At 59.9% G+C, this 23,468-nt stretch carries 26 protein-coding genes; 12 read left to right on the forward strand and 14 right to left on the reverse strand.

Features of this window, described 5'->3' with window-relative positions:
• Nucleotides 1-66 precede the first annotated feature (66 nt).
• The gene (locus tag CKW25_RS03760) at nucleotides 67-552 is read right to left on the reverse strand and encodes a peptidylprolyl isomerase (protein WP_095077829.1); all 486 of its coding nucleotides are present in this window, start codon (nucleotides 550-552) and stop codon (nucleotides 67-69) included.
• On the opposite strand from CKW25_RS03760, the gene CKW25_RS03765 reads away from it, so the two are divergent.
• The 3 genes from CKW25_RS03765 to CKW25_RS03775 are packed head-to-tail and all read left to right on the forward strand — an operon-like array spanning nucleotide 521 to nucleotide 3,921.
• Nucleotides 521-859 (forward strand): DUF3565 domain-containing protein, encoded by a 339-nt coding sequence (locus tag CKW25_RS03765; RefSeq protein WP_095077921.1) that lies wholly within the window; start codon nucleotides 521-523, stop codon nucleotides 857-859. The genes CKW25_RS03760 and CKW25_RS03765 overlap by 32 nt on opposite strands.
• Before the next feature lie 59 nt (nucleotides 860-918).
• Nucleotides 919-3,018 (forward strand): phosphate acetyltransferase, encoded by a 2,100-nt coding sequence (gene pta / locus CKW25_RS03770; RefSeq protein WP_095077833.1) that lies wholly within the window; start codon nucleotides 919-921, stop codon nucleotides 3,016-3,018.
• On the forward strand, nucleotides 3,019-3,921 hold the full coding sequence (locus CKW25_RS03775; protein ID WP_095077838.1) for an acyltransferase: 903 nt from the start codon (nucleotides 3,019-3,021) through the stop codon (nucleotides 3,919-3,921).
• A 132-nt stretch (nucleotides 3,922-4,053) separates the two neighbouring features.
• Here the strand turns inward: CKW25_RS03775 and cysN are convergent, their stop codons facing one another.
• The 3 genes from cysN to CKW25_RS03790 form a co-directional block, all read right to left on the reverse strand.
• A complete protein-coding gene (gene cysN, locus CKW25_RS03780; RefSeq protein ID WP_095077842.1) occupies nucleotides 4,054-5,952 on the reverse strand; it encodes a sulfate adenylyltransferase subunit CysN in 1,899 nt (632 codons plus the stop codon).
• A gap of 9 nt (nucleotides 5,953-5,961) precedes the next feature.
• Entirely contained in the window at nucleotides 5,962-6,879 is a 918-nt protein-coding gene (gene cysD / locus CKW25_RS03785; RefSeq protein WP_095077845.1) for a sulfate adenylyltransferase subunit CysD, read from the reverse strand.
• A gap of 237 nt (nucleotides 6,880-7,116) precedes the next feature.
• Nucleotides 7,117-7,875, reverse strand: a complete 759-nt coding sequence (locus CKW25_RS03790; protein WP_095077846.1) for a Nif3-like dinuclear metal center hexameric protein — start codon at nucleotides 7,873-7,875, stop codon at nucleotides 7,117-7,119.
• Between the two features lie 102 nt (nucleotides 7,876-7,977).
• On the opposite strand from CKW25_RS03790, the gene algW reads away from it, so the two are divergent.
• Nucleotides 7,978-9,135 (forward strand): Do family serine endopeptidase AlgW, encoded by a 1,158-nt coding sequence (gene algW, locus CKW25_RS03795; RefSeq protein WP_095077848.1) that lies wholly within the window; start codon nucleotides 7,978-7,980, stop codon nucleotides 9,133-9,135.
• Between the two features lie 186 nt (nucleotides 9,136-9,321).
• Here algW and hisC read toward each other — a convergent pair whose 3' ends face one another.
• From hisC to CKW25_RS03845, 10 genes are all read right to left on the reverse strand, one after another.
• Nucleotides 9,322-10,374, reverse strand: a complete 1,053-nt coding sequence (gene hisC / locus CKW25_RS03800) for a histidinol-phosphate transaminase (RefSeq protein ID WP_095077849.1) — start codon at nucleotides 10,372-10,374, stop codon at nucleotides 9,322-9,324.
• Between the two features lie 2 nt (nucleotides 10,375-10,376).
• Nucleotides 10,377-11,702 (reverse strand): histidinol dehydrogenase, encoded by a 1,326-nt coding sequence (gene hisD / locus CKW25_RS03805; RefSeq protein WP_095077850.1) that lies wholly within the window; start codon nucleotides 11,700-11,702, stop codon nucleotides 10,377-10,379.
• 126 nt (nucleotides 11,703-11,828) lie between these two features.
• Entirely contained in the window at nucleotides 11,829-12,464 is a 636-nt protein-coding gene (gene hisG, locus CKW25_RS03810) for an ATP phosphoribosyltransferase (protein ID WP_095077852.1), read from the reverse strand.
• 125 nt (nucleotides 12,465-12,589) lie between these two features.
• Complete coding sequence (gene murA / locus CKW25_RS03815) at nucleotides 12,590-13,855, reverse strand: UDP-N-acetylglucosamine 1-carboxyvinyltransferase (RefSeq protein WP_095077853.1); 1,266 nt, start codon at nucleotides 13,853-13,855, stop codon at nucleotides 12,590-12,592.
• 22 nt (nucleotides 13,856-13,877) lie between these two features.
• Nucleotides 13,878-14,129, reverse strand: coding sequence for a BolA family protein (locus CKW25_RS03820; protein WP_095077854.1), 252 nt, complete (start codon nucleotides 14,127-14,129; stop codon nucleotides 13,878-13,880).
• 113 nt (nucleotides 14,130-14,242) lie between these two features.
• Complete coding sequence (locus CKW25_RS03825) at nucleotides 14,243-14,548, reverse strand: lipid asymmetry maintenance protein MlaB (RefSeq protein WP_095077856.1); 306 nt, start codon at nucleotides 14,546-14,548, stop codon at nucleotides 14,243-14,245.
• The gene (locus CKW25_RS03830; protein WP_095077857.1) at nucleotides 14,545-15,198 is read right to left on the reverse strand and encodes a phospholipid-binding protein MlaC; all 654 of its coding nucleotides are present in this window, start codon (nucleotides 15,196-15,198) and stop codon (nucleotides 14,545-14,547) included. Before CKW25_RS03830 ends, CKW25_RS03825 begins: the two co-directional genes overlap by 4 nt.
• 11 nt (nucleotides 15,199-15,209) lie before the next feature.
• Nucleotides 15,210-15,677: an outer membrane lipid asymmetry maintenance protein MlaD gene (gene mlaD, locus CKW25_RS03835; protein ID WP_095077858.1), complete on the reverse strand. Its 468-nt coding sequence runs from the start codon at nucleotides 15,675-15,677 to the stop codon at nucleotides 15,210-15,212.
• Complete coding sequence (mlaE, locus tag CKW25_RS03840; RefSeq protein ID WP_095077860.1) at nucleotides 15,677-16,474, reverse strand: lipid asymmetry maintenance ABC transporter permease subunit MlaE; 798 nt, start codon at nucleotides 16,472-16,474, stop codon at nucleotides 15,677-15,679. Before mlaE ends, mlaD begins: the two co-directional genes overlap by 1 nt.
• Nucleotides 16,474-17,283: an ATP-binding cassette domain-containing protein gene (locus tag CKW25_RS03845; protein WP_095077861.1), complete on the reverse strand. Its 810-nt coding sequence runs from the start codon at nucleotides 17,281-17,283 to the stop codon at nucleotides 16,474-16,476. The genes mlaE and CKW25_RS03845 overlap by 1 nt, the downstream gene beginning before the upstream one ends.
• A gap of 277 nt (nucleotides 17,284-17,560) precedes the next feature.
• Between CKW25_RS03845 and CKW25_RS03850 the strand changes: the two genes are divergently transcribed.
• The 8 genes from CKW25_RS03850 to ptsN all read left to right on the forward strand — a co-directional run bounded on the left by CKW25_RS03850 (nucleotide 17,561) and on the right by ptsN (nucleotide 23,467).
• Nucleotides 17,561-18,535 carry a KpsF/GutQ family sugar-phosphate isomerase gene (locus CKW25_RS03850; protein WP_095077868.1) on the forward strand — a complete coding sequence of 325 codons (975 nt, stop codon included), beginning with the start codon at nucleotides 17,561-17,563 and terminating at the stop codon, nucleotides 18,533-18,535.
• Complete coding sequence (locus CKW25_RS03855) at nucleotides 18,535-19,059, forward strand: HAD family hydrolase (protein WP_095077873.1); 525 nt, start codon at nucleotides 18,535-18,537, stop codon at nucleotides 19,057-19,059. Before CKW25_RS03850 ends, CKW25_RS03855 begins: the two co-directional genes overlap by 1 nt.
• A 7-nt stretch (nucleotides 19,060-19,066) precedes the next feature.
• Nucleotides 19,067-19,639, forward strand: a complete 573-nt coding sequence (gene lptC, locus CKW25_RS03860; protein WP_095077875.1) for an LPS export ABC transporter periplasmic protein LptC — start codon at nucleotides 19,067-19,069, stop codon at nucleotides 19,637-19,639.
• On the forward strand, nucleotides 19,626-20,174 hold the full coding sequence (lptA, locus tag CKW25_RS03865; RefSeq protein WP_095077876.1) for a lipopolysaccharide transport periplasmic protein LptA: 549 nt from the start codon (nucleotides 19,626-19,628) through the stop codon (nucleotides 20,172-20,174). Before lptC ends, lptA begins: the two co-directional genes overlap by 14 nt.
• The gene (gene lptB / locus CKW25_RS03870; protein ID WP_095077877.1) at nucleotides 20,174-20,899 is read left to right on the forward strand and encodes an LPS export ABC transporter ATP-binding protein; all 726 of its coding nucleotides are present in this window, start codon (nucleotides 20,174-20,176) and stop codon (nucleotides 20,897-20,899) included. Before lptA ends, lptB begins: the two co-directional genes overlap by 1 nt.
• A gap of 182 nt (nucleotides 20,900-21,081) precedes the next feature.
• On the forward strand, nucleotides 21,082-22,575 hold the full coding sequence (locus CKW25_RS03875) for an RNA polymerase factor sigma-54 (RefSeq protein WP_095077878.1): 1,494 nt from the start codon (nucleotides 21,082-21,084) through the stop codon (nucleotides 22,573-22,575).
• Nucleotides 22,576-22,681: 106 nt separating this feature from the next.
• Nucleotides 22,682-22,990, forward strand: coding sequence for a ribosome hibernation-promoting factor, HPF/YfiA family (gene hpf / locus CKW25_RS03880; RefSeq protein ID WP_003178005.1), 309 nt, complete (start codon nucleotides 22,682-22,684; stop codon nucleotides 22,988-22,990).
• 12 nt (nucleotides 22,991-23,002) lie between these two features.
• A complete protein-coding gene (ptsN, locus tag CKW25_RS03885) occupies nucleotides 23,003-23,467 on the forward strand; it encodes a PTS IIA-like nitrogen regulatory protein PtsN (protein ID WP_095077879.1) in 465 nt (154 codons plus the stop codon).
• Nucleotide 23,468: the final 1 nt, after the last annotated feature.

Here is a 23,468-nt window from a genome sequence, read left to right on the forward strand (position 1 = left end):
GAAACGGCCACCGACTAAAAAGGCGCCCTCGGGCGCCTCTCCAGTTATCTGAGCTTAGCGCAGAAATCAGTGGTGATGACCACCTTCGCCATGGATGTGACCATGGGCGATTTCTTCCTGGCTGGCGTCACGGATGTCGATGATCTTGACCTGGAAGTTCAGGCGCTGGCCGGCCAACGGGTGGTTGCCGTCAACGGTCACGTCGTCGCCGTCCAGATCGCGGATGGTGACGATCTGCATTTGGCCGTCTGGCGCGGAAGCGTGGAACTGCATGCCCACTTCCAGCTCATCAACGCCTTCGAACATGCTGCGGCTCAGAGTGCTGACCAGTTCGGCCGCGTATTCGCCGTAGGCGTCTTCCGGTTCTACGGCGACAGTCAGTTCGTCACCGACCGCTTTGCCTTCCAGGGCTTTTTCCAGGCCTGGAATGATGTTGCCTGCGCCTTGCAGGTAGACCAGCGGCGCGCCGCCGGCGGAGCTGTCGATGACCTCACCAGCGTCGTTGGTCAGGGTATAGTCGATGGAGACAGCCTTATTGGCGGCGATCAGCATGGGGCGAGACCTTTTGCATAAGAATAAAGAATGGGTAAGTTTAGCGAAGCAAACGCCCGAAAGCGAACGGAACCCGGACAAACGGCCCGCTTCGAATGCATCGACGATTACCGGTTTCCATCAGGACGAGGACGGACACTGGGTGGCCGAGCTGTCCTGTGGGCACACCCAGCACTTGCGCCATCAACCCCCCTGGCAAACCAGGGCCTGGGTGCTCGACCCCGCGCAACGTATTGAAAAAATAGGTCAGCCCTTTGACTGCGGTTGGTGCGCTCAAGGCCCGGTTAGCGATAACCTTGGCGTTTGATTCAGGCAGATCGTCAGGCTTGGATGATCGCCATTGCCATGCACCTTTAGAGAATCCGCATGCAAACTTTTTTTGTCGCACCCACCGATTTCGGTGTGGGCCTGACCTCCATCAGCCTCGGGCTGGTGCGCACCCTTGAGCGAGCAGGGCTGAAAGTCGGCTTCTTCAAGCCGATTGCCCAGCCCCACCCCGGCGACACCGGACCGGAACGCTCCACCGAACTGGTAGCCCGCACCCACGGCCTCAAGCCACCCCAGCCGCTGGGCCTGGCCCATGTCGAGCGGATGCTCGGCGACGGTCAGCTCGATGAGCTGCTGGAAGAAATCATCACCCTGTACCAGCAGGCCGCTGTCGGCAAGGACGTCCTGATCGTCGAGGGCATGGTACCGACCCGCAGCGCCAGCTATGCCGCACGGGTCAACCTGCATTTGGCCAAGAGCCTGGATGCCGAGGTGATCCTGGTGTCGGCGCCGGAAAACGAAGTGCTTACCGAGCTGTCCGGCCGGGTCGAGTTGCAGGCGCAATTGTTCGGTGGCCCGAAAGACCCGAAAGTCCTGGGCGTGATCCTCAACAAGGTCAAAACCGACGAAAGCATGGAGGCCTTCGCCGCGCGCCTGAAGGAGCACTCGCCGTTGTTGCGCAGTGGCGATTTCCGCTTGCTCGGCTGCATTCCATTCCAGCCGGAGCTCAACGCGCCACGTACCCGCGACGTCGCCGACCTGATGGGTGCCCAGGTGCTCAACGCCGGTGACTACGAAACCCGGCGCATGAACAAGATCATCATTTGCGCGCGCACCATGCGCAATACGGTGGAGCTGCTCAAGCCCGGCGTACTGGTGGTGACGCCCGGCGACCGTGACGACATCATCCTGGCCGTCAGCCTGGCCGCCATCAACGGCGTACCGTTGGCCGGCTTGCTGCTGACCAGCGACACCCTGCCCGATCCACGGATCATGGACCTGTGCCGCGGCGCCTTGCAGGCAGGCTTGCCCGTACTGTCGGTAAGCACCGGCTCCTACGACACCGCCAACCAGTTGAACGGCCTGAACAAGGAAATCCCGATCGACGACCGCGAGCGGGCGGAAATCATCACCGATTTCGTCGCCAGCCACCTGGACGCCGACTGGCTGCACCAACGCTGTGGCACCCCACGGGAAATGCGCCTGTCGCCCGCGGTGTTCCGCTATCAATTGATCCAGCGCGCCCAGGCCGCCAACAAGCGCATCGTCCTGCCCGAAGGCAGCGAGCCGTTGACCGTGCAGGCGGCAGCCATTTGCCAGGCGCGCGGTATCGCTCGCTGCGTCTTGCTGGCCAAGCCTGAAGATGTACAGGCCGTCGCCCGTGCCCAGGGCATCGAGCTGCCTGAAGGCCTGGAGATTCTCGATCCGGACCTGATCCGCCAGCGCTACGTCGAGCCGATGGTCGCACTGCGCAAGACCAAGAGCCTCAACGCGCCCATGGCCGAGCAGCAACTGGAAGACACCGTGGTGATCGGCACCATGATGCTGGCGCTCGATGAAGTCGACGGGCTGGTGTCCGGAGTCATTCACTCCACCGCCAATACCATTCGCCCGGCCCTGCAGCTGATTAAAACGGCGCCGGGCTGCACCCTGGTGTCGTCGGTGTTTTTCATGCTGTTCCCGGAAGAAGTACTGGTCTACGGCGACTGCATCATGAACCCCCATCCGAGCGCCAGCGAACTGGCCGAGATTGCCCTGCAAAGCGCCGACTCCGCCGCCGCCTTCGGCATCACGCCGCGGGTGGCCATGCTCAGCTATTCCAGCGGTGAGTCGGCCAGCGGCGAAGAGGTGGAAAAAGTCCGTGAAGCCACCTTGCTGGCCCATGAAGCACAGAACTCGCTGTTGATCGACGGCCCCCTGCAATACGACGCTGCGGCCAACGAAACAGTGGCGCGGCAATTGGCGCCGAACAGCCAGGTGGCAGGCCGGGCAACGGTGTTCATTTTCCCGGACCTGAACACCGGCAACACCACCCACAAAGCCGTGCAACGCAGCGCCGACTGCGTCAGCCTCGGCCCCATGCTGCAAGGCCTGCGCAAACCGGTGAATGACTTGCCGCGCGGCGCCCAGGTCGACGATATCGTCTACACCATCGCCTTGACGGCGATTCAAGCCGCCAACCGACCTATGGATCTTTGAATGCTGGATTTTCTACCCGCTGCCGTACGGGGCGTGATCGCCTCGTTGCTACTGGCGCTGAACACCCTGTTGTTGTGCTCGTTCCTGTTCTGCGTCGCGCTCTTCAAGGTGTTGCCATTCGCCCTCACCCAACGCTTCAGTCACTGGCTGATGAACCATACCCACGAGGCCTGGATCAGCAACAACAAAGCCTGGATGAACCTGATCGGCCGTACCCGCTGGCATCTCAGCGGCCTTGAGGGCCTGGACTATCAGCACTCCTACCTGGTCACCAGCAACCACCAGAGCTGGGTCGACATCCTGGTGCTGCAGTACGTGCTCAACCGCCGTATTCGCCCGCTGAAATTCTTCCTCAAGCAGGAACTGATCTGGGTACCCGTGATTGGGGTGGCCTGGTGGGCACTGGACTTCCCGTTCATGAAGCGTTATTCCAAGGCTTACCTGGACAAGCACCCGGAGAAGAAAGGCAAGGACCTGGAAACCACCCGCAAGACCTGCGCGAAATTTCGCAACAACCCGGTGGGCATCTTCAACTTCGCCGAAGGCACGCGCTTTACCCCGGGCAAGCATGCACAGCAGCAGTCACCGTTTCGCCACCTGCTCAAGCCAAAGGCCGGCGGCATCGCGTTTGTGCTGGACGCCATGGGCGAACAACTGGAGTCCATCGTCAACGTGACCATTCACTACCCGGCCGGCCGTCCTGGCTTCTGGGACCTGTTATGCGGCAACGTGAAAGACGTGGTGGTGCACTTTCAGGAACTGCAGATCCCGGCGTCATTCATCGGCAAGAACTACGAGCAGGATGGCGAGTACCGCCTGCAGTTCCAGGGTTGGATCAACCAGTTGTGGCAGGACAAGGACGCGTTGCTTGAGCAGATGCACCGCGAGTACCCCGCGAAGTAAACAGGCGCCTGTACCGGCCTCTTCGCTTGCCCGTGAATGCGTCCGTCCAGACATCAAAAAGCCCGCAGTCGATCACTCGCCTGCGGGCTTTTACTTGCCGCTTGAAGCTGAAAGCTTATCGCTGCTCCTGCCTCAGATCGCGCCACGCTCGCGCAGCAGGTCCAGCACTTGCTTGACGCTTTCTTCCAGCGACAGCGACTGGGTGTCGACCACGAGGTCGGCGTCCAGCGGCACGTCATACGGGAAAGAGTCGCCCGGAATGTTGTCGCCAGCGGCGGCATACAGGCCTTGCGGATCGCGTTCGGCACAAACGATCGGCGAAGCCTGTACATACACCGTCAGTAAACGATCACTGCCGATCAATGCCTTGGCCTGCTCGCGCCCTTCAGCATCGGGTGCAACGAACGCAGCCAGGGTCAGCAAGCCGGCTTCGTTGAACTGGCGCGCGACGTGAGCCGCACGACGCCAGTTCTCGGTACGCCCGACGCGGTCCAGTGACAGGCCTTTGTTCAAATCATGACGCAGGTTCTGGCCATCGAGCACAAACACCGCGCGCCCCATGTCGAACAGCTTGCGTTCAACCGCATAGGCCAGGGTGCTTTTACCTGCACCCGACAAGCCGCTGAACAGAACGGTGGCCGGTTGCTGGCCGAAACGCTGGGCGCGCTCTTCGGTCGCGACATGAGCCAACTTGCCATGGTGCGTGCTACTGCCGTGAGCCAGAGGCTGGGCGACGATCATGCCGGCGCCCACCGTACCATTGGTCAAGCGGTCGATGATGATGAACGCACCGGTCGTGCGGTTGCTCTCGTAACCGTCGAGGGCAATCGGCGCGTCGAGCGCGATCTTGACCTTGCCGATTTCGTTCAGTTGCAACGCGCTGGCCGGGCCTTCTTCCAGGGTGTTCACATCGACCTTGTTGACGATGCTGGCAATGGAACCTGGCACATAACTGGTGGCGCGCTTGATGTCGTACTTCTTGCCCGGCAGCATCGGCTCTTCAGCCATCCACACCAGCATCGCTTCGAAGTGGTCGGTGACCGGAGGCACACTGTCGGCATGCACCAACAGGTCACCACGGGAGATATCGATCTCGTCTTCCATGGTCAGGGTGACGGCCTGACCGGGACCGGCGTGCTCCAGTTCACCGTCGAAGGTGACGATGGATTTCACGCGGCTGCTCTTGCCCGAAGGTAGCACCACGACTTCGTCGCCCTTCTTGACGATGCCGCTGGCCAGGGTGCCGGCAAAACCACGGAAGTTCAGGTTCGGACGGTTGACGTACTGCACCGGGAAACGCAGGTCGGTGAAGTTACGATCACCCGCCACTTCCACGGTCTCGAGGATCTCCATCAGCGACTGGCCGGTGTACCACGGCGAGCGCTCGGACTTGTTCACCACGTTGTCGCCCTTGAGGGCCGACATCGGCACGAAGTGCATGGTGGCGGGCTTCATCTTCAGGCCTTCGGCAAACGCCAGGTAATCGGCCTTGATCGACTCGAACACACCCTGGTCGAAGTCCTTGAGGTCCATCTTGTTGATGGCCACGACGATGTGCTTGATGCCCAGCAGGGAGGCGATGAAGCTGTGGCGACGGGTCTGGGTCTGCACGCCATAACGGGCATCGACCAGGATGATCGCCAGGTCACAGGTGGAGGCACCGGTCGCCATGTTGCGGGTGTACTGCTCATGGCCGGGGGTGTCGGCGATGATGAATTTGCGCTTGGCGGTGGAGAAATAGCGGTAGGCAACATCGATGGTGATGCCTTGCTCACGCTCGGCCTGCAGGCCGTCGACCAGCAATGCCAGGTCGATATCGTCGCCCGTGGTGCCGACTTTTTTCGAGTCGCGGGTAATGGCTTCCAGATGGTCTTCGTAGATCATCTTGGAGTCGTGCAGCAGGCGCCCGATCAGGGTGCTCTTGCCGTCGTCGACGTTACCGCAGGTCAGAAAGCGCAGCAGCTCTTTGCGTTCGTGCTGGCCCAGGTAGGCGAGGATGTCCTCGCTGATCAAATCAGATTGGTGAGACATGACAACCCCTTAGAAATAACCCTGACGTTTTTTGTCTTCCATGGAGCCGGCGCCATCGTGATCGATGACCCGGCCCTGGCGCTCGGAAGTTCGCGTCAGGAGCATTTCCTGAATGATGTCCGTGAGGCTTTCGGCCTCGGACTCCACCGCACCCGTCAACGGGTAGCAACCAAGGGTACGGAAACGGACTTTTTTCTTGACGATGCGGGCTTTGTCTTCGTCGCTCAGGTGCTCGAGGATGCGCTCGTCGTCGATCATGATCAGCGTACCGTTCTTCTCGATGACGTTACGCTCGGCGGCGAAGTACAGCGGGACGATCGGGATGCCTTCCAGGTAGATGTACTGCCAGATGTCCAGCTCGGTCCAGTTCGACAGTGGGAAGACGCGGATCGACTCGCCTTTGTTGACCTTGCCGTTGTAGACGTTCCAGAGTTCCGGACGCTGGTTTTTCGGGTCCCAGCGGTGCTTGCTGTCGCGGAACGAGTACACGCGTTCTTTGGCGCGGGATTTCTCTTCATCGCGACGGGCGCCGCCGAAGGCTGCATCAAAACCATACTTGTCCAGGGCCTGCTTCAGGCCTTCGGTCTTCATGATATCGGTGTGCTTGGCACTGCCATGGGTGAAGGGGTTGATGCCTTGCGCCACGCCTTGCGGGTTGACGTGGGTAATCAGGTCCAGGCCCAGCTCTTCGACCATCTTGTCGCGGAAGCTGTACATCTCCTGGAACTTCCATTGGGTGTCGACGTGCATCACCGGAAACGGCAGCTTGCCCGGGAAGAATGCCTTGCGTGCCAGGTGCAGCATCACGGCAGAGTCTTTACCGATGGAGTACAGCATCACCGGGTTGTCGAACTCGGCGGCCACCTCGCGGATGATGTGGATGCTTTCCGCCTCCAGCTGTTTCAGATGCGTCAGTTTGTCGACCATGGCTACTCACGAAAGCTTTCTTATGAACGGCCAGCGGGCCGTGTTCGAGCGAGGATCCTAGCACAGCGTCATCGTCTAATCAGGACGCCAACTAGATCGAAAGGGTATATGAATATACCTGCGCGTTCGGGCGCCGCGGTCCTTGTGGGAGCGGGCTTGCTCGCGAAGAACGATGACGCGTTTTTCCTGTTAAACCGCCGTGCCTGCTTCGCGAGCAAGCCCGCTCCCACAAGGAAATCAGATCGGGTTGGGACAGTCGATGAAGATGTGCTCCAGGGCAAACCGTCGTGCCAGATAATCCCCCAGCGCCTGTACACCGTAACGCTCGGTGGCGTGGTGACCGGCCGCGATAAAGCTGATGCCATTCTCGCGGGCGCTGTGGAAGGTTTGCTCGGACGCCTCGCCACTCAGGTACAAATCGACGCCGGCTTGCACCGCCTGGTCGATGTAACCCTGGCCACCACCGGTGCACCAGCCCACCCGCCGAATCATCTCGCGGCCCTCGATCAGCAAGGGTTCACGACCCATGACGTCCCGCACATGACGGGCGAAGTCCCGCGCGGTCATGGGCTCGGCCAGCGAGCCCACCAACCCGACCACCTTGAGGTTGTCCGGGTCCAGCGGACCTTCCACGGTGATCTCCAGTTGACGAGCCAGTTGCACGTTGTTGCCCACATCCGGGTGCAAATCCAGCGGCAGGTGATAGGCCAACAGGCTGATATCGTGCTTGAGCAGGGTCTTGAGCCGGCGCTGCTTCATGCCGGTGATGCAGGGGTTCTCGCCCTTCCAGAAATAACCGTGGTGGACCAGCACCAGGTCGGCCTGGGCTTCGACTGCGGCATCGAGCAAGGCCTGGCTGGCCGTGACGCCGCTGACGATGCGCATGACCTGCGGCCGACCTTCGACTTGCAGGCCGTTGGGGCAATAATCGGAAATCTTCGAACTGCTGAGGTAACGATCCGCTTCGTCTACCAGGGTGCTCAGGGCAACGGCCATAAAAGACTCCTAAATATCCCGTTCAGAGGCGCGCGCGGCCTCGTATAATGCGCAACATTATGGGCCGTGGTTGGCCCGTCGTAACCTCCCAGGATTTGTTCAATGCTCAAGGGTCTGCGTTTTTTTGGCTGGCCGCTGTTGGCCGGCGTGCTGATTGCGTTGCTGATTATCCAGCGTTACCCGCAATGGGTCGGGCTACCGAGCCAGGATGTGAATCTTCAGCAGGCCCCGCAAACCACCCTGAACCAACAAGGACAGGTGTCCTACGCCGATGCGGTGGTCATCGCGGCACCCGCGGTGGTCAACCTCTACACCACCAAAGTGGTCAACAAGACCACTCACCCGCTGTTTGAAGACCCACAGTTCCGACGCTTCTTCGGTGACAACGCGCCCAAGCAGAAACGCATGGAGTCGAGCCTCGGCTCCGGCGTGATCATGAGCCCGGAAGGCTATTTGCTGACCAACAACCACGTCACCGCCGGCGCCGACCAGATCGTGGTCGCACTCAAGGATGGTCGTGAAACCCTGGCTCGCGTCATCGGCAGCGATCCGGAAACCGACCTCGCGGTGCTGAAAATCGATTTGAAACACTTGCCATCGATCACGGTCGGCCGCTCGGAAAGCATCCGGGTCGGCGACGTTGCGCTGGCCATCGGCAACCCGTTCGGCGTCGGCCAGACCGTGACCATGGGCATCATCAGCGCCACCGGGCGCAATCAGTTGGGCCTGAACAACTACGAAGACTTCATCCAGACCGATGCCGCGATCAACCCGGGCAACTCCGGCGGCGCACTGGTGGATGCCAACGGCAACCTGACCGGCATCAACACGGCGATTTTCTCCAAGTCCGGCGGCTCGCAAGGTATCGGCTTCGCGATTCCGATCAAGCTGGCCATGGAAGTGATGAAATCGATCATCGAGCACGGCCAGGTGATTCGCGGCTGGCTGGGCATTGAAGTGCAACCCCTGAGCCAGGAATTGGCGGAGTCGTTTGGCCTGTCGGGGCGACCGGGCATTGTCGTTGCCGGGATTTTTCGTGATGGCCCGGCACAAAAAGCCGGCCTGCAATTGGGCGACGTCATCCTCAGCATCGATGGCGAACCCGCCGGCGATGGTCGTCGTTCGATGAACCAGGTGGCGCGGATCAAGCCGACCGACAAGGTCAGTATCCAGGTCATCCGCAATGGCAAGGAACTCGAGCTGACCGCGGAAATCGGCCTGCGGCCGCCCCCTGCCCCGATCGCCAAAGAAGAAGAGTAAGCGCTAGCCCGCCGGTTGTTCAGTTCGCTGACGTTGTACACCTTGTGGCGAGGGAGCTTGCTCCCGCTCGACTGCGGAGCAGTCGTTAATCCGGCACCTGCGCCAATCGTTCGACGCGCAGTGGCTGATTAGGGGTTGCTTCGCGACCCAGCGGGAGCAAGCTCCCTCGCTACAAGGTCAGGTCAATTACAGGTCGCCGAGCGCGTCGATCAACGCCTGGTTCTGCTCTGGCGTGCCGATGGTAATGCGCAGGAACTGGGCAATCCGCTCTTGCTTGAAGTGACGAACGATCACGCCCTGCTCGCGCAACTTCGCCGCCAGGCCAGCAGCATCGTGCCGAGGATGGCGGGCAAAAATGAAGTTTGCCGCCGACGGCAGCACGTCAAAGCCCTTCTCCTGTAGCTGCGCAACCACCTGCTCGCGACTGTCGATCACCCGTCGACAGGTCTTGTCGAAGTACTCGCGATCATCAAAGGCTGCGGCCGCGCCGACGATCGCCAGGCGATCCAGCGGATACGAGTTGAAGCTGTTCTTGATCCGCTCCAGCGCCTCGATCAGGTCCGGATGCCCCACCGCCAGGCCCACACGCAAACCCGCCAGCGAGCGTGATTTGGACAGGGTCTGGGTGACCAGCAGGTTCGGGTAGCGATCGACCAGACTGATCGCGGTTTCACCGCCGAAGTCGACGTAGGCTTCATCGACCACAACCACCGAATCCGGGCTGGCCTTGAGGATCTGCTCCACGGCGTCCAGCGCCAGCAGACAACCGGTCGGTGCATTCGGGTTGGGGAAGATGATCCCGCCGTTCGGCTTGGCGTAGTCCGCCGGGTTGATCTGGAACTGCTCGTCCAAAGGCACCGCGTCGAACTTGATGCCGTACAACCCGCAGTAGACCGGGTAGAAGCTGTAGCTGATGTCCGGGAACAGCAGCGGCTGATCGTGTTGCAGCAACCCGTGGAAGATGTGCGCCAGGACTTCATCGGAACCGTTGCCGAGGAATACCTGGTTGCCCTGCACGCCGTAGTACCTGGCCACGGCCTGCTTGAGCAGGTCGCTGTTGGGGTCCGGGTACAGGCGCAGCGTGTCGTTGAGCTCGGTCTGCATCGCCGCCAGTGCCTTGGGGGATGGACCGTAGGGGTTTTCGTTGGTGTTGAGCTTGACCAGTTTCGCCAGCTTCGGCTGTTCGCCCGGCACATAGGGCACCAGATCCTTGACGAACGAACTCCAGAATTTACTCATGTTCAGTTTCCTTCTTTGTCGTCAACGATGCGGTATTCGGCGCTGCGGGCGTGGGCCGTCAGCGATTCGCCACGGGCCAGCACGGAAGCCGTCTTGCCCAGTTCCGAAGCGCCTGCCTCGGAGCAGAAGATGATCGACGAACGCTTCTGGAAGTCATACACCCCCAGCGGCGAAGAGAAACGCGCAGTGCCAGAGGTCGGCAACACGTGGTTGGGGCCGGCGCAATAGTCGCCCAGGGCTTCGCTGGTGTGGCGTCCCATGAAGATCGCCCCGGCGTGGCGAATCTGTGGCAGCCAGGCTTGAGGATCGGCGACCGACAGCTCGAGGTGCTCCGGCGCAATGCGATTGGCCACCTCGATGGCTTGCTGCATGTCACGCACCTGGATCAGCGCACCACGGCTATTGATCGAGGTTTCGATGATCTGGGCACGCTCCATGGTCGGCAACAGCTTGGCAATGCTCGCCGCCACCTGGTCGAGGAACCCGGCATCGGGGCTGACCAGAATCGCCTGGGCGTCTTCGTCGTGCTCGGCCTGGGAGAACAGGTCCATCGCAATCCAGTCTGGATCGGTCTGGCCGTCGCATACCACGAGGATTTCCGAAGGACCGGCAATCATGTCGATGCCCACCTGGCCAAACACATGACGCTTGGCGGTGGCCACATAGATGTTGCCAGGGCCGACGACCTTGTCGACCTTCGGCACGCTTTCGGTGCCGTAGGCCAGCGCCGCCACGGCTTGCGCGCCGCCAATGGTGAACACCCGGTCGACGCCCGCGATGCACGCCGCCGCCAGCACCAGTTCGTTGACCTCACCACGCGGGGTCGGTACGACCATGACCACTTCGGTCACGCCAGCCACCTTGGCCGGAATCGCGTTCATCAGTACCGAGGACGGATAGGACGCCTTGCCGCCGGGCACGTACAGGCCGGCGCGGTCCAGTGGCGTGACCTTCTGGCCCAGTACCGTGCCGTCGGCTTCGGTGTAGGTCCAGGAGTCCTGCTTTTGTTTTTCGTGGTAGCTGCGCACCCGGGCGGCAGCTTTCTCCAGGGCTTCGCGCTGGGGCACGGTAATGCGGGTCAGTGCCAGCTCCAGACGCTCACGCGGCAGGATCAGGTCCGCCATCGAGGCAACCTGCAGGCCATCGAACTTCTGGGTGAACTCAACCAGCGCGGCGTCGCCACGCTCACGCACCGCCTTGATGATGTCCAGCACTCGCTGATTGACCGAATCGTCAGACACACTTTCCCAGCTCAGCAGATGATCCAGATGATGCGCGAAATCCGGGTCAGCAGCGTTGAGTCGGCGAATTGCAGTCGGTGCGGTCATAGCGAGAGCCTCATAGGATTGGCAAAAACTCAGGCGCCCTAACTTAGCCGTCGTTTCCGCTTGGGCACCTGAGAATTCTGGCTATGAGGCGGATAGACGGGCGCAACTTAACGTCGCGCAGGTAAATCAGCCGCGGTGTCGAGACTCCACTGCCTTGCGCAGGGTGTCGATCAACGCCTGGATTCGGGCGTGCTGCATTTTCATCGAAGCTTTGTTGACGATCAGCCGGGAGCTGATGGCAGCAATGAAATCCTGTGGCTCCAGGCCGTTGGCCCGCAGCGTGTTACCGGTATCGACCACGTCGATGATCTTGTCCGCCAGACCGATCAACGGCGCCAGCTCCATCGAGCCGTAAAGCTTGATGATGTCGACCTGACGGCCCTGCTCGGCATAATAACGCTTGGCAACATTGACGAATTTGGTGGCAATACGCAGACGGCCCTTGGGCTCGATCGCGCCAATTTTACCGGCGGTCATCAACTTGCACTGGGCGATCTGCAGGTCCAGTGGCTCGTACAGGCCCTGGCCGCCGTATTCCATCAGCACATCTTTACCGGCGACGCCCAGGTCAGCGGCACCATGCTCGACGTAGGTCGGCACATCGGTGGCACGCACGATCAGCAAGCGCACATCGGCCTGGGTCGTGGGGATGATCAACTTGCGGCTCTTGTCCGGATTCTCGGTCGGCACGATGCCCGCTTCAGCCAGAAGCGGCAGGGTGTCGTCGAGGATGCGGCCCTTGGACAGTGCGATGGTCAACATGGGAAACGTCAGTCCTTATCAGGCAACGATGCCCGGTCGCAAACGGCGCCGGACACAGGCCGAGCCTGAAACAGGCTCGACTTCAATCAATCTGTGGGCACTTCCCTGTGCCCTTGACGCAGGGACTAGCCCGGTACGCGGCGGATCTTCGCGCCGAGCATCTGCAACTTCTCTTCGATGCACTCGTAGCCACGGTCAATGTGGTAGATGCGATCGATCAGGGTGTCGCCTTCGGCGATCAGTGCCGAAATCACCAGGCTGGCCGAAGCCCGCAGGTCGGTAGCCATCACTGGCGCGCCCTTGAGTTTTTCGATACCGGTGACAATGGCGGTGTTGCCTTCGACCTGGATGTGAGCACCCATGCGATGCAGTTCGTAGACGTGCATGAAGCGGTTTTCGAAGATCGTCTCGATCACCGCGCCAGTGCCTTCGGCAATCGCGTTGAGGGAGATGAACTGCGCCTGCATGTCGGTCGGGAACGCCGGGTAGGGAGCCGTACGCACGTTAACAGCTTTTGGCCGCTTGCCGTGCATGTTCAGCTCGATCCAGTCTTCGCCGGTGGTGATTTCAGCACCTGACTCACGAAGTTTTTCCAGAACGGCTTCAAGAATGGTCGGATCCGTGTCCTTGACCTTCACGCGACCGCCAGTCACGGCAGCAGCGACCAGGTACGTACCGGTTTCAATACGGTCCGGCATGACTTTGTAGACCGCCGAGTGCAAGCGCGGTACGCCGTCGATGGTGATGGTGTCGGTGCCGGCACCCTGGACCTTGGCGCCCATGGCGTTGAGGAAGTTCGCCAGGTCGACGACTTCAGGCTCGCGCGCGGCGTTTTGCAGCACGCTGCGACCGTTGGCCAGCGCCGCCGCCATCATGATGTTCTCGGTACCGGTCACGCTGACGGTATCGAAGAAGAAGTTTGCGCCACGCAGGCCGCCTTCCGGCGCCTTGGCCTTGATGTAGCCGCCTTCGACGTCGATGGTCGCGCCCATGGCTTCAAGGCCACGGATGTGCAGGTCGACCGGACGCGAACCGATGGCGCAACCGCCAGGCAGGGCAACTTCGGCTTCACCGAAACGCGCAACCATAGGGCCCAGCACCAGGATCGAGGCACGCATGGTTTTCACCAATTCGTACGGTGCGATCAGGGTCTTGATGGTGCGCGGGTCGATTTCGACGCTGAGCTTCTCGTCGATCACCGGCTCAATGCCCATGCGACCGAACAGTTCGATCATGGTGGTGATGTCGTGCAGGTGCGGCAGGTTGGCGACAGTCACCGGGCCATCACACAGCAGCGTTGCCGCCAGAATCGGCAGGGCAGAGTTCTTTGCCCCGGAGATGCGGATTTCGCCATCAAGACGAACGCCGCCGGTAATAATCAATTTATCCATAAGAATCTCGACGCCCTTGGGCTCAGGTGCGCTCGGCCCAGGCCGCGCTGCTGAAAAATTTCATAGTGACCGCGTGGATGCTGCCATCAGCGATCCATGGGTTCAAATGGGCATAGATGCTCTGTTGACGCTTGACCGGGCTCAAAGCCACCAGTTCATCGCTAATCACATTCAGCTGAAAGTTGCAGCCTTCGCCCTCAACTTCTACCTGTACGGATAAAAGAGTCTCGGACAGCTTTCCCTCAAGGAAGCTCTTCACTTCGTTGGCCTGCATGCTCAACCTCAATCGGCGCCCTGTGCGCACGGGTCGGACATCATACAAAAAAGCCCCGCGCCTGCGAACCCCGCATGGCAGGACTCTGACGGGGGGCCTTTTATAGATGTTAGTTAAGGGTGCGCCAAAATCCCGGTCAAACCAGAGACCTGGGCGATTTCACGCATGTCATCCGGCAATGCACGGACACTCACGGCCTTGCCACCGGCTGCCGCGTCGCGCATGAAAGCCATCAGCAACGACAAACCGACGCTGCTGGACTTCTCCACGCCCGAGCAATCCAGCACCACGGCTGGCGCGATACTCGACTTGATCAGGGCCTGGCCCTGCTTGCGCAGTTCCGGGCCGGTGCGGTAATCGAGTACGCCACTGAGCATCAGCTCACCGGCTTCGCCCATACGGACGGCCGACTCACTCATTGCGCCTGCTTCTCGGTGGTTTGTTCAGTGTTTGCCTTGGCTTTGGCGACTTCACCGGCCCAACCATTGATGGTCTTGTCCAGGTCGTTGCCATTGCGCTGCATCGCGTCGGCGAACTGGTCACGGAACAGTTTGCCAATGTTGATGCCGTTGATGATCACGTTGCGCAGCTTCCACTCGCCATTGATCTTCTCGAGTGTGTAGGACACAGGATAGATCGCGCCATTGCTACCCTTGACGGTCATGCCAACGCTGGTGCGGTTACCCGACTCATCCTTGGCAGGCTCGACGATGATGCCCTGGTTGTTGTACTCGAGCAAAGCGTTGCCATAGAACTGGAACAGGCCGGTCTTGAAGTTCTCTTCAAAGGTCTTCAACTGCGCAGGCGTGGCCTTGCGCGAGTACTTGACCGTCATGATGCTCCTGGAAATGCCCTCGGCATCCACCACGGGCCCGACAATGCTGTTCAACGCAGCATAAAAGTCCTTCGGATCCTGCTTGTACTTCTCTTTGTTGGTCGCAAGGTCTGCGAGCAAACGGTTGGTCGTATCCTGTACCAGCTCGTGCGCCGAAGGCGCAGCCACAGCGTTAGCCATCAGCGGCAAGGCCGCGAGCAAGACAAACAGGCTACGTCGCAAGGTAGAGATCATGGAAAAACTCCTCATTTGGCCTCTTTACTAACGGTATTGAGCAAGAATTTACCGATCAGGTCCTCGAGCACCAGCGCCGACTGCGTGTCATGGATGGTCTGGCCATCCTTGAGCAGACTCTCTTCACCGCCAACGCTGATACCGATGTACTTCTCGCCCAGCAGACCGGCGGTGAGGATGGATGCCGTGGAGTCGGACGGTAGATTATCTACACGTTTCTCCAGTTCCAACGTCACTCGACCGGTGAAGCTGTCGCGGTCCAGATCGATTGCCGTGACCTTGCCGATGGTCACACCGGCCATGGTCACTTTTGATCTGACCGTCAAACCGGCGATATTGTCGAAATAGGCATAAAGTTTATAGCTGTCGGTGCTCGAAACGGGGGACAGTCCACTGACCCGCAGGGCAAGCAGCAGTAAAGCCAGGATGCCAGCCAGCAAGAAAAGGCCGACACCGATTTCCAGGGTGCGGTTTTGCATCAGAAATCTCCAAACATCAAGGCGGTCAAAATAAAGTCCAGGCCGAGGATAGCCAATGAGGCGTAAACCACGGTCTTGGTGGTGGCACGACTGATCCCTTCCGAGGTGGGGTCACAGTCATAGCCTTGGAATACGGCGATCCAGGTCACGACAAAGGCAAAGACCATGCTTTTGATAATGCCGTTGAGCACGTCACCATTGAACGTCACGCTATTTTGCATGTTCGACCAGTAGGAGCCTTCATACACACCCAGCCAGTCAACCGCCACCCAGGAGCCGCCCCAGATTCCGACCACGCTGAAAATCATCGCCAGCAGTGGCAGGGAGATGAAGCCCGCCCACAGGCGGGGGGCAATGATGTACTTGAGCGGATCGACACCGATCATTTCCAGGCTGGACAGTTGCTCGGTGGACTTCATGTTGCCGATTTCCGCGGTCAACGCGGAGCCCGCGCGCCCGGCGAACAGCAATGCCGTGACCACCGGCCCCAACTCGCGCAGCAGGGTCAACGCCACCATCTGCCCGACCGCCTGTTCCGAGCCGTAGCTGGACAGAATATTGAAACCCTGCAGCGCCAGCACCATGCCGATGAATATCCCGGAGACCACGATGATCACCAGGGACATGACGCCGACCGAATGCAACTGCTTGACCAGCAGGCTGAAACCGCTGCCTACGCTACCGCGCCCGAGCAACGCGTGAAACAGGAACAGCGATGAACGACCCAGGACCGCGACGCTGTCGATGCCGGCCTGGCCGAATCGACGAACTCTTTCTATTAGTGAAGTCTTGCGCATCAGCGCTTCCCCAGAAGATCTGCGCGGTAATCCGTCGCTGGAAAGTGGAACGGTACCGGCCCGTCCGGATCACCTTTCATGAATTGGCGAATTCTCGGATTATCGGAATCCATCAGCTCGGCGGGAGTGCCCTGCCCCAGCACCTGCCCATCACCGACGACATACAGATAATCGGCAATGCTCGCGGTTTCGGCCAGGTCATGGGAAACCACGATGCTGGTAATACCCAGGGCGTCGTTGAGCAGACGGATCAGGCGTACCAGTACGCCCATGGCGATAGGGTCCTGACCGACGAATGGCTCGTCGTACATGAGAATGCCCGGATCCAGGGCAATGGCACGGGCGAGCGCCACGCGACGCTTCATGCCACCGGACAGCTCATCGGGCATCAACTCGATTGCGCCACGCAAGCCCACCGCCTCCAGCTTCATCAATACGATGTCACGGATCATTTCTTCCGGCAGTTGGGTATGAATACGCAACGGGAATGCGACGTTCTCGAACACATCGAGGTCGGTGAACAGTGCACCGCTCTGGAACAGCACGCCCATATGCTTGCGCGCATCGAACAGATCGCTGCGCGACAGCTGGGGCAAATTCTGCCCGTTGACCCACACTTCGCCACCGGAAGGACGCAACTGCGCGCCCATCAGGCGCAACAGCGTGGTTTTCCCGCAGCCGGAAGGTCCCATGATGCCGGTGACCTTACCGCGCGGAATGCGAATATCGACATTATTGAAAATGCTACGCGCGCCGCGCTTGAAGGACACACCCTTCAGCTCGACCGCGTAGGCGTTATCGGCACTCATCTAAACTCCTTGCGATGCAAGCCTCTCACTCGGACGCTGCGATCTCTGGCGAGAGCACATACTGCCCGGGCAGGCCGAACTGGCGACGGACTATATCACTGCCCGCCCTTGGCGCCCAAGGACGAAGACCGCTGCATTCAGCTTCAATTAAGGTTGATAGCCGCTAATCGGAGAGTTCCCGTGACACAGACCGCACAAAGCATGACGAACTAACGTGAGCGAATGGCCCATTACCGCTATAATCGCCACCTTTTCACTCAGCTAAACGAATTCAGACATGAGCCAGTCCAGCGACCTGATTCAATCGGCACAACGTACGATCCGCCTTGAGCTTGAAGCCGTAAAAGGCTTGCTGCCCCATATCGACGCTGATTTCGTACGCGCGTGCGAGTTGATTCTGGCCAGCAAGGGTCGCGTGGTAGTGGTCGGCATGGGTAAATCCGGGCATATCGGCAGTAAAATTGCCGCGACCCTGGCCAGCACCGGTACCACGGCATTCTTCGTACACCCGGCCGAAGCCAGTCACGGCGACATGGGCATGATCACGCGCGACGACATCATTCTCGCGCTATCGAACTCCGGCTCCACCAACGAAATCATCACGCTGCTGCCATTGATCAAGCGCCTGGGCATACAGTTGATCAGCCTGACCGGCAATCCTGACTCGCCATTGGCCAAGGCCGCCGAGGTCAACCTCAATGTCCACGTCGAACATGAGGCCTGCCCGCTGAACCTGGCGCCGACCTCATCGACGACTGCCGCCCTGGTCATGGGCGACGCGCTGGCGGTTGCCCTCTTGGAAGCGCGCGGCTTTACGGCGGAAGACTTCGCTTTTTCGCACCCCGGTGGCGCACTGGGCCGCCGCCTGTTGCTCAAGGTGGAAAGTGTCATGCACGCCGGGGACGAGTTGCCCTGTGTCGCGCGCGGCACCCCGCTCAAAGACGCATTGATGGAAATGACCCGCAAGGGCCTGGGCATGACCGCGGTACTGGAGGTTGACGGGAAACTGGCCGGGATCTTCACTGACGGCGACCTGCGCCGCACCCTGGATCGCAGCATCGACATCCACAGCACCATCATCGACACGGTCATGACCCCTCACGGCAAGACTGCCCGCGCCGACATGCTGGCCGCGGAAGCCCTGAAAATCATGGAAGACAACAGAATCAATGCCTTGGTCGTGGTGGACAAGGACGATCGCCCCGTCGGCGCCTTCAACCTGTCCGACCTGCTGCGCGCGGGAGTCATGTAATGAATACCGACCTGCTGCAACGCGGCAAAAACATCAGGCTGGCCGTGTTCGACGTCGATGGCGTCCTGACCGATGGGCGCCTGTACTTCCTCGAAGACGGCAGCGAGTTCAAGTCGTTCAACACCCTGGACGGCCAGGGCATCAAAATGTTGATGGCCACGGGTGTAACAACGGCCATAATCAGTGGTCGTAAGACCCCGGTCGTCGAGAAGCGCGCAAAAAACCTCGGGATCCCCCACCTGTTTCAGGGCCGCGAGGACAAACTGGTCGTACTCGACAGCCTTCTCGCGCAGCTGGGCCTGAGCTATGAGCAGGTTGCCTATCTGGGTGACGACCTGCCGGACCTGCCGGTGATTCGCCGTGTCGGCCTGGGCATGGCCGTCGCCAACGCTGCAAGTTTCGTTCGTGAGCACGCCCACGGCACTACCCTTGCCCGCGGAGGCGAAGGTGCAGCACGCGAATTTTGCGAATTGATTCTACGCGCCCAAGGCAACCTTGAAGCCGCCAACGCCGCGTACCTGTGAGCCATTTATGCTGAGCAAAAAGTTTCGCAACATATTGTTTTTTGGAGCCATTGCCGCGCTGCTCGCGGCTGTTGGCTATTGGAACATCAGTCCAGAACGTTTTCTCGACAAGCCGGTGACGGTGGTCAACGAGAGCGAGATCGACTTCTATGCAACCAACGCCCATAGCGTGCAGTACCTGCCCGACGGCAAGTTGCAGTACGAAATGACGTCCGACAAGGTCGAGCACGTCAAGTCCAGCGATATGACTCTGGTGACCAAGCCGGACCTGCAGCTGTATCGCGGCACCGAGTTCCCCTGGCACGTCCAGAGTGAGCGTGGCGAGGTCAACCCTGGCGGCACCGAAGTCGAACTGATCGACTCGGTACGCATTGCGCGCACGGACGAAAAGAACCGCGCGATGATCATTACCAGCAGCCGCATGACCGTATTCCCGCAGCAGCAATATGCGCAGACCCAGCAAGCCGTTAGAATCGACGGTGCTGGCGGTGTATCGACAGGTACCGGCATGAAAGCGTATTTGAAAGAAAGCAGGATACACCTGCTATCGAACGTAAGAGGACAGTATGAGGCTCGTTAAAACCCTCCCTATTTTGCTCAGTCTGGGCGCAGCACTGGGAAGCGTGAGCGCCTGGGCTCTGCCGAACGATAGAGATCAACCTATCCGCATTCAGGCCGACGACGCACAACTGGACGACAAGAACGGCATCGCCACCTACAAAGGTGACGTGATCATCACCCAGGGCACGATGAAGGTCACCGGCAACACCGTGACTATCACTCGCACACCGGCTGGCGATATCGACGTCGTGACCTCTGTGGGCAACCTGGCCTACTTCGAACAGATGCAAACCGCCGGTGATACCAAGCCTGTCCAAGGCTATGGGGTGACTATCCAGTACCACGCCTCGCAAGATCGCGTCGTGCTGATCGATCGCGCCAAAGTCGTCGACAAGGACGGCAACATTACCCAAGGCGAGAAAATCGTCTACGACACCAATAAAAAGCTCGCCAGTGCCGGTCGCGCCACGGGCAGCAAGGTCACCGAACAACGTCCACGGATCGACATGGTCATCCAGCCAAAAAAGAAAACTGACGAGCAGAAGGCCCAGTAATGGCAACTCTGAAAGCCCAGCATCTGGCCAAGAGCTACAAGAGCCGCCAGGTCGTGCGTGACGTCAGCCTGTCCATCGACAGTGGCCAGATTGTTGGTCTGCTAGGCCCGAACGGCGCCGGCAAGACCACCTGCTTCTACATGATCGTGGGCCTGGTCCAGGCCGACCAGGGACGCGTACTGATCGATGACCTCGATGTCAGCCACCAACCCATGCACGGTCGTGCACGGGCAGGTATCGGCTATCTTCCGCAAGAAGCGTCGATCTTCCGCAAACTGTCGGTCGCCGACAACATCATGGCCATTCTCGAAACCCGCAAGGAACTCGACAACGCCGGTCGGCGCAAGGAACTGGAAAGCCTGCTTCAGGAATTCCACATCAACCACATCCGTGAAAACCTGGGCATGAGCCTTTCCGGCGGTGAACGTCGCCGCGTGGAAATCGCGCGCGCGCTGGCCACGGCACCGAAGTTCATCCTGCTCGACGAACCCTTCGCCGGCGTGGACCCGATCTCGGTAGGTGACATCAAGCAGATCATCCACCACCTCAAGGCCAAGGGCATTGGCGTGCTGATCACGGACCACAACGTCCGCGAAACCCTGGACATCTGCGAAACCGCCTACATAGTCAACGATGGCCAACTGATCGCCGAAGGCGACGCTGAAACCATCCTGGCCAACGAGCTGGTCAAGGAAGTGTATCTGGGCCATGAGTTCCGCCTTTAAGCACCGAGGTGCCTGGAAAGTTGCCGGGACGTAATGTCAATGCGGCCGTGAATGTTTTTATTGTCTCGACGCTCTAGGCAAACACTTCAGTTTCAGGCATATAATTTGCTTATGTTTGGCGCTCCGGCGCCCTGTAGTGGATGGCGCATGTGCGCCGGCGAATAAGGTGTTAAGCCCCAGCCATGAAACCATCGCTAGTCTTGAGAATGGGCCAGCAGCTGACGATGACACCGCAGCTGCAACAGGCCATCCGCCTGCTCCAATTGTCGACCCTGGACTTGCAACAGGAAATCCAGGAGGTATTGGAGTCCAATCCAATGCTCGAACGCCAGGAAGACGGCGACGACTTCGATAACGCCGACCCAATGGCGGACAACATCGAGCAGAAACCCAACACCGAGATCCAGGAACCCTCCTACCAGGAAACCGCCCCCACGGTGGATAACCTTGAAGAGGGTGAATGGAACGAGCGCATTCCCAACGAACTCCCCGTCGACACCGCCTGGGAAGATGTTTACCAGACCAGCGCCAGCAGCCTGCCCAGCAACGATGACGACGAGTGGGACTTCACCACCCGCACATCGGCTGGAGAGAGCCTGCAGAGCCACCTGCTCTGGCAATTGAACCTGGCCCCGATGTCCGACACCGACCGCCTGATCGCTGTCACGCTGATCGACTGCATCAACAATCAGGGCTACCTGGACGAAACCCTCGAAGAAATTCTCGAGGCCTTCGACCCGGAACTGGACATCGAACTGGACGAAATCGAAGCCGTCCTGCACCGCATCCAGCAATTCGAGCCTGCCGGCATTGGCGCCCGCAACCTGGGCGAATGCCTGTTGCTGCAATTGCGCCAGTTGCCGGCCAAGACCCCGTGGCTGGCCGAAGCCAAACGCCTGGTCACCGACTACATCGACCTGCTTGGCAGCCGCGACTACAGCCAGCTGATGCGCCGCATGAAGCTCAAGGAAGACGAGCTGCGCCAGGTCATCGAACTGGTGCAGAGCCTCAACCCGCGCCCAGGCTCGCAAATCGAGTCCAGCGAAGCCGAGTACGTGGTGCCCGACGTCATCGTACGCAAGGACAACGAACGCTGGCTGGTAGAGCTCAACCAGGAATCGGTGCCACGCCTGCGCGTCAACCCGCAGTACGCCGGCTTCGTTCGCCGTGCCGACACCAGCGCCGACAACACCTTCATGCGCAATCAGTTGCAGGAGGCCCGCTGGTTCATCAAGAGCCTGCAAAGCCGCAACGAAACCCTGATGAAAGTGGCCACCCAGATCGTCGAGCACCAGCGCGGCTTTCTCGAGTATGGCGACGAGGCGATGAAGCCGCTGGTCCTGCACGACATCGCAGAAGCCGTTGGCATGCACGAGTCGACCATTTCACGGGTGACCACACAAAAATTCATGCATACCCCGCGCGGTATTTATGAACTGAAATATTTTTTCTCCAGTCACGTCAGCACCTCCGAGGGCGGTGAATGCTCGTCCACAGCGATTCGCGCGATCATCAAAAAACTGGTTGCCGCGGAAAATCAGAAAAAGCCGTTGAGTGACAGCAAGATCGCTGGTTTACTGGAGGCACAAGGCATTCAGGTAGCCCGTCGTACCGTCGCCAAGTACCGCGAATCCCTTGGGATCGCGCCTTCGAGCGAACGCAAGCGATTGATGTAACGGGCCACGCCACCGCGTTCCAGGGTGTGTTCGATTTTTCGGAAACACCCTAGTGGCAGGCAACTCAGCCTGCCGCCTTATGCACTGGCAACGAAGGAGAAGCTGTATGCAAGTCAACATCAGTGGACACCAACTGGAAGTGACCGAACCTCTGCGCACCTACATCGGCGAAAAACTCGACCGATTGGAGCGGCATTTCGACAAGATCACCAACGTGCAGGTCACGATGAATGTCGAGAAGCTGTTGCAGAAAATCGAAGCCACGCTGCATATACCCGGCGGAGAAGTGGTTGCCAATGCCGAGCATACGGACATGTATGCCGCCATCGACCTGCTGACCGACAAGCTGGATCGCCAACTCAAAAAGCATAAGGAAAAGACCCAGAGCCTCCTCCAGGGCGCAACCGGTCGTTAACACCCCCAACCCATGATCCGACTTGAAAGCATCCTGACCCCCGGCCGTTCTCTGGTGAACGTGCCGGGCGGCAGTAAAAAACGCGCCCTTGAACAGATAGCCAACCTGATCGCCCGGGAAGTCCCGGAGCTGGAGATGCAGGATGTCTTCGAGAGCCTGATTGCCCGTGAAAAACTCGGCTCGACCGGTTTTGGAAACGGCATCGCCATTCCCCACTGCCGCCTCAAAGGTTGCGAGTCGCCCATCAGCGCCTTGATGCACCTGGACGCGCCTATTGATTTCGACGCCATCGACGGCGCGCCGGTCGACCTGCTGTTCGTCCTGCTGGTCCCCCAAGCCGCCACCGATGCGCACCTGGAACTGCTACGCCAGATCGCCAGCATGCTCGACCGCAAGGAAGTCCGCGATCGCCTGCGCAGCGCCACCAGCAGCGAAGCCTTGTATCAGGTTGTCCTGGACGAGCAGAACGGTCACTAAC

The sequence above is a fragment of the Pseudomonas sp. Irchel s3h17 genome, assembly GCF_900187505.1.
Taxonomy (GTDB): Bacteria; Pseudomonadota; Gammaproteobacteria; order Pseudomonadales; family Pseudomonadaceae; genus Aquipseudomonas.

Bases quoted from the DNA above. Each gene is read 5' to 3' on its own strand.
- CKW25_RS03765 (WP_095077921.1), top strand. From the start codon at position 521: ATGGAGACAGCCTTATTGGCGGCGATCAGCATGGGGCGAGACCTTTTG.
- CKW25_RS03830 (WP_095077857.1), bottom strand. From the start codon at position 15,198: ATGATCTCTACCTTGCGACGTAGCCTGTTTGTCTTGCTCGCGGCCTTG.
- cysD (WP_095077845.1), bottom strand. From the start codon at position 6,879: ATGGTCGACAAACTGACGCATCTGAAACAGCTGGAGGCGGAAAGCATC.
- lptA (WP_095077876.1), top strand. From the start codon at position 19,626: ATGAGGCTCGTTAAAACCCTCCCTATTTTGCTCAGTCTGGGCGCAGCA.
- ptsN (WP_095077879.1), top strand. From the start codon at position 23,003: ATGATCCGACTTGAAAGCATCCTGACCCCCGGCCGTTCTCTGGTGAAC.
- lptB (WP_095077877.1), top strand. From the start codon at position 20,174: ATGGCAACTCTGAAAGCCCAGCATCTGGCCAAGAGCTACAAGAGCCGC.
- CKW25_RS03790 (WP_095077846.1), bottom strand. From the start codon at position 7,875: ATGGCCGTTGCCCTGAGCACCCTGGTAGACGAAGCGGATCGTTACCTC.
- CKW25_RS03825 (WP_095077856.1), bottom strand. From the start codon at position 14,548: ATGAGTGAGTCGGCCGTCCGTATGGGCGAAGCCGGTGAGCTGATGCTC.
- CKW25_RS03855 (WP_095077873.1), top strand. From the start codon at position 18,535: ATGAATACCGACCTGCTGCAACGCGGCAAAAACATCAGGCTGGCCGTG.
- lptC (WP_095077875.1), top strand. From the start codon at position 19,067: ATGCTGAGCAAAAAGTTTCGCAACATATTGTTTTTTGGAGCCATTGCC.
- CKW25_RS03850 (WP_095077868.1), top strand. From the start codon at position 17,561: ATGAGCCAGTCCAGCGACCTGATTCAATCGGCACAACGTACGATCCGC.
- CKW25_RS03875 (WP_095077878.1), top strand. From the start codon at position 21,082: ATGAAACCATCGCTAGTCTTGAGAATGGGCCAGCAGCTGACGATGACA.
- murA (WP_095077853.1), bottom strand. From the start codon at position 13,855: ATGGATAAATTGATTATTACCGGCGGCGTTCGTCTTGATGGCGAAATC.
- cysN (WP_095077842.1), bottom strand. From the start codon at position 5,952: ATGTCTCACCAATCTGATTTGATCAGCGAGGACATCCTCGCCTACCTG.
- CKW25_RS03845 (WP_095077861.1), bottom strand. From the start codon at position 17,283: ATGAGTGCCGATAACGCCTACGCGGTCGAGCTGAAGGGTGTGTCCTTC.
- mlaE (WP_095077860.1), bottom strand. From the start codon at position 16,474: ATGCGCAAGACTTCACTAATAGAAAGAGTTCGTCGATTCGGCCAGGCC.
- hpf (WP_003178005.1), top strand. From the start codon at position 22,682: ATGCAAGTCAACATCAGTGGACACCAACTGGAAGTGACCGAACCTCTG.
- hisC (WP_095077849.1), bottom strand. From the start codon at position 10,374: ATGAGTAAATTCTGGAGTTCGTTCGTCAAGGATCTGGTGCCCTATGTG.
- CKW25_RS03760 (WP_095077829.1), bottom strand. From the start codon at position 552: ATGCTGATCGCCGCCAATAAGGCTGTCTCCATCGACTATACCCTGACC.
- hisD (WP_095077850.1), bottom strand. From the start codon at position 11,702: ATGACCGCACCGACTGCAATTCGCCGACTCAACGCTGCTGACCCGGAT.
- mlaD (WP_095077858.1), bottom strand. From the start codon at position 15,677: ATGCAAAACCGCACCCTGGAAATCGGTGTCGGCCTTTTCTTGCTGGCT.
- pta (WP_095077833.1), top strand. From the start codon at position 919: ATGCAAACTTTTTTTGTCGCACCCACCGATTTCGGTGTGGGCCTGACC.
- CKW25_RS03775 (WP_095077838.1), top strand. From the start codon at position 3,019: ATGCTGGATTTTCTACCCGCTGCCGTACGGGGCGTGATCGCCTCGTTG.
- hisG (WP_095077852.1), bottom strand. From the start codon at position 12,464: ATGTTGACCATCGCACTGTCCAAGGGCCGCATCCTCGACGACACCCTG.
- algW (WP_095077848.1), top strand. From the start codon at position 7,978: ATGCTCAAGGGTCTGCGTTTTTTTGGCTGGCCGCTGTTGGCCGGCGTG.
- CKW25_RS03820 (WP_095077854.1), bottom strand. From the start codon at position 14,129: ATGCAGGCCAACGAAGTGAAGAGCTTCCTTGAGGGAAAGCTGTCCGAG.